The 4,658-nt window shown below is 49.7% G+C and carries 4 protein-coding genes; 2 read left to right on the forward strand and 2 right to left on the reverse strand.

The features are described 5' to 3' along the window. On the reverse strand, window positions 1-615 hold a 615-nt coding region (locus tag RMO35_RS02280), incomplete at its 3' end, for a protein adenylyltransferase SelO family protein (protein WP_309738281.1). Between the two features lie 333 nt (window positions 616-948). Between RMO35_RS02280 and RMO35_RS02285 the strand changes: the two genes are divergently transcribed. Beyond that, entirely contained in the window at window positions 949-1,206 is a 258-nt protein-coding gene (locus RMO35_RS02285; protein ID WP_309738282.1) for a chlororespiratory reduction protein 7, read from the forward strand. Here RMO35_RS02285 and RMO35_RS02290 read toward each other — a convergent pair. Further along, complete coding sequence (locus RMO35_RS02290) at window positions 1,190-1,765, reverse strand: DUF2854 domain-containing protein (protein WP_309738283.1); 576 nt, start codon at window positions 1,763-1,765, stop codon at window positions 1,190-1,192. The two genes, RMO35_RS02285 and RMO35_RS02290, sit on opposite strands and share 17 nt — an antisense overlap. A 431-nt stretch (window positions 1,766-2,196) precedes the next feature. On the opposite strand from RMO35_RS02290, the gene RMO35_RS02295 reads away from it, so the two are divergent. Next, window positions 2,197-4,658 (forward strand): ankyrin repeat domain-containing protein (locus RMO35_RS02295; RefSeq protein ID WP_309738285.1); only part of this gene is annotated, 2,462 nt, incomplete at its 3' end.

The following is a 4,658-nucleotide window of genomic DNA, read 5'->3' on the forward strand; positions in this document are numbered from 1 at the left end:
TAATAACTTCTGAATTAAATCGGGGCGCTTGAGATAGTTTAACCGCTCGAAGGTGCCAAACCGAATATGCGATCGACTAAACCTAACCATCACCGAAGAACGCGTTGGCGACGGCTCGTCTCCCCGCCACAAGTCTAAACCCGTCTCCACTAGGCTCAAACAGCGAGAAGTCCGCACCCCCATCTGATGCAGCGCTTCAGCGGCTAGAACCTCCCGCACGCCACCTTTGAGCGTCAACATCCCATCACCGCCACGCGAATAAGGCGTTCTCCCCGAACCCTTAGTACCAAAATCATAGAGTTCGCCATCGACACCCCGCACCTGTCCGTACAGGAAGCCGCGCCCGTCACCCAATCCAGGGTTATATTCACCAAATTGATACCCATGATAGCGGAGCGCTAAAAAGGGATGCGCGGGATTGGCAAAGTTACCAAAAGCTTCGATAAAATCTGCTTCGCTAACTTGGCGCGGATCGAGTCCCAGCCGCAACAGCAAATCATCATTCCGAAAGCGTAAGATCTGCTGGGGAAATTCGGCAGCTACTACGTCATCATAGTAATCATTACCGAGCGATTCGATCGCGGCTTCATAGTTGAGTGATAGCAGTGGATTCATAGATCTAGGGAGTAGAGGGTAGAGGGTAGAGGGTAGAGGGTAGATAGTGGATGGTAGAGATTTACATACCTTTATACCCTGACTGCAATACGTAAGTTAGTTGTTATGTAGCGGGTCAATTTGGAGACAGAAAGTGGAGGTAGGCAAAATTAAATACTGAATAAATGCTAAATATAGTCTTGCTCGTGAAGATACAGTTAAGGTATGGAGCGAGACTACTATCTACTCTGTGTCTCGATCTCTATCGTTCTCGCTCAACTTTCGGGGCACCCAAGCACGAGCGTGAATCTCTACCCCCTACCCTCTACCCTCTACCCTCTACCCTCTATATCTATGTCTGACTCATTAATGTTCAATAATGAAGCTTACGTCGTGCTAGAGACAGATCTGCCAGAACAGATTCTGACTCCAGCAGAAATGTCTGCAAAACTTCAAGAAATTGTCATCAAATTTGCTGACGATCTCCCGATCGATGTCCAGCAAATTAGTGGCGTTAACGAACGAGTCAAATATCTCTTAGATACTAGCTGCGAGCTGGATTTAGCACCAGGAGAATATTTACAATGGTATGCAATTAGGCTGGAGAAGTAGCCAGTTCTTTGGCTGGCTCGACGACGATTAATGTAACGACGATTTCTTCATCATCGTATGCGGCGATCTGGGCATCGATACCGGGGCCAAAAAATTTGGTAATCTTCCCGCGTTTTTCTTCCCACACGTCAAAACTCATAAACGGTGAGTAGAATTTTAAAATCAGTGCGTAAGCCCCGCCAATCTCTGTCTCTTGGAGAGTTTTGAGAATGGGTCGATCTTCATCTGTCGGCGCTAGTCCGAGCTTTTCTAGGGCAACGTCCAGATGCGCTTCTTGTCCGTAGCGGAATCTGGTGACATCTTTGCGGATTTGATTGAGGGTAGGTGTAGCTTGTGCTTCTCTGAGCTTGACGAGATTGGCGGGGGTGATTTGCTCGAACGGAACTGGTTCGAGTTCTGCTGATTTGAGCGCTAAGCCGCCCAAGAATAAGGGAATACCGTAGAAGAAACCAATTAAATTAAAGGTCGCATCATCGATCGCGTAGGCAAAAAAGCCAATCAGGGCGAGGAGACCGCCAACATTAATCAGAACTAAACTAAGTGGAATTTGACTTAACATACCGATCGCGTAAAAGACTGAATCTTTATTATTATCAACCAACTCATCCTGCTGTGGCTACGGGTAATGGGGTAGACTTCCTGCAAAAGTCAGGCTTTAGGCTTTAGAGGCTGTTTGAAAAGTTTTATTTGCTACAATCGCAGACCTGAATCCCCCTGAATCCCCCTTAAAAAGGGGGACTAAGAGTCCGGTTCCCCCCTTTTTAAGGGGGCTAGGGGGGATTGATAGGGTTTACGAGTGCTAATCTATACTTTTCAGACATCCTCTGAGGCTTTGGACTTTAGGGAAAACATTCGCAGCAATCGGTCTGGAAATCAGTGCTTAAATAAATCGTGAGATCGAGAGTTTGGTCGGTAATGTGGGAAATCTAGAAGTACGCATAGTGCCCCACGCACATCGCCTGTCACCCAGCAAACTCGAACACAGCCATCATGAGTGTAGATCCCAGAACTCAGCTCCTATTTGACGCGATCGCCGCAGCAAACTACGATCGGGTAAAGTTAGCGATCGATTCAGGCGCAGCCATCAATAGCCCCAACGATCGGGGTCAAACACCTTTAGTGGTAGCTTGCCGTCAAGGGAGTTTGCAAATCGTCGATTTACTCGTAGCTGCTGGTGCCCAAATGCAGGCACAGTTAGATCCAGCATCATCGCGACAGGTGTTGCCAGTAGAACATGGCAACGTGGCGCACTCACCGATGTCTGGCGATAATAGCGATCGATCGGTAGCCACCGCCCAACAAATCCCGTTTGAGAATCTCATTGACTTAATCCATCAACCCGCGCCGGACAGTAGCACGCAAATCGAGCAAATTATGCCGGAGCAGTACTCATCACGGGGCAATGGGAATCGTGACGATTCGGGTAATTGGTTGGAGCATACCTCAGAACCCGATCTTACTTATACATTCGATCTCGATGAAGTCTTTGCCACGGCAACCCACGACCCAGCGGTCACGCTCGATCGCACCGAGGTATTGAAACCGGGTGAAATTAACATCACACCATTCCCACAGTCTTTACTAGAAGATGAGATCGCTGCTGGAGAAACTTATGCCTTCGATCTGAGCATAGATCTAGATCGACTTTCGAGCCAAGCCGATGCAGCAGTGGCACGGCGATCGATCCCGATGAATGACGACTGGGCAAGTGAAACTTATGTTGTCGAGAATAGAGCGCAAATCCTCCCCGATCTAGATTTATCATCGAGCGATCGGGTTGCAGATAGCGATCTTCTATTTGGCATGGATGAAACTCTCTTCAATGCTTCTCAGACTTGGGAAGATGGCGAAACCTATGCCATCGACCTCGACGATCTCGTTGGGGCATCGCCAGCAGCGACCGCGCCAGCCGTCCATTCTGAGGCGCACTTACTCTCAGATCTCGATTCGAGTTTATTTCCCGTCATTGGCGGTGAAGATGAGCCGGACTTCGATCCCGATACCCAAACTAGCACTGATATTTTTGGCGCTAGTGGCGTCGATCGAGAGTCGCATGATGTACCAGTATATGAGGAAAATGCAACCAATAGTTCGCTGATGGCTGCGGCGATCGATGGCGACCTCGATTTGGTGCAGCAGGCGATCGAAGCTGGTGCTAGTCTCGATCGGTATGACTGGAATTTGGGCTATTCACCCTTGGGGATGGCAATCGATCGCGGACATATCGATCTGGTGCAGTGTTTGCTCGGTGCTAATGCCAATCCCCACAGCGGAAGTGTCTCGACTACGGCACTGGGTTTAGCTGCCGAACGCGGTGAGGTGGAAATCATTCAAATGCTGTTACCTCGGGGGGTAGACGTCAATGCGCCCGTCGGGCAAGATGGGTGGACGGCATTGTTATCTGCTATCAAAAACGGACATCGCTCGGTCGTGCAGTTGTTAGTTACGGCTGGGGCGAATGTCAATGTCTGGAGTCGGGGGGAGACGCCAATTTTACTCGCAGCCAAATGTGAAGACCGCGATATTTATCATTATCTCTATCCACTAGTCAATACCACCATTCGACTGTGTGCCGATCGCGATGGCGAACAATTGCTCCAAGCGACTCGCAAACGGCGGATTCGCGAACAAAATCGCCCGGTGGAAAAATTCATAGAAATGGCGACAATCGGCAATGTCGATGAAGTCAATCGGGCAATTGAAATCGGTGTGGAAATCGACGAAATCGGTGCCAAAGGTCATACAGCCTTGATGGCAGCAGCATATTACGGGCATCGATCGTTAGTTGACTCGCTCTTAGCTGCGGGTGCCGATCCTAATTTGCTTAGCGATGATGATGGTTTAGCAACTGGGATGACAGCTTTGATGTTAGCTGCTGGGAGCTTTTTTGCCAGTAATCGCCAGCATATCGCCAAGCTGTTGATTGCTGGTGGTGCTGATGTCAATCAACGTGGTGCTGGTGGGAAAACAGCGATTTTTCATGCGGCGTTGGCGGGTTCTGGTTATACCGACTGTGTGGAAGTCTTAATTGCGGCTGGTGCCAATCTCGACGTCCAAGACGATCGCGGACACACGGTATTATCCTCGGTAGCCGCTGCCGAAAACTACCCGATGTTTAATCTGCTGATGCAGGCGGGCGCATCGACAGCCGGACTCGAATCGATCCAACTGATCCAAGCTGCGACAGCCGGGAATGTCGATCGCGTCCGCTCGTTGTTGGCAACTAATGTAAATAAAGATCTCGATCGCGGTGCGGCGATTGGAAATGCCGCCGCCGCCGGACATACCCAGATCGTCGAACTCTTGATTCGAGCTGGCGCAAATGTCAATCTTCGGGATAAATTAGGATTTACGCCGATCGCTAGTGCTGCATATGCAGGCTATGGTGAGATCGTGCGGCTGCTCATCGAAGCAGGTGCCGATATTCAAGCTCCCGCTGGCGCATCTCAGAG

Source organism: Chamaesiphon sp. OTE_20_metabat_361 (assembly GCF_031364565.1).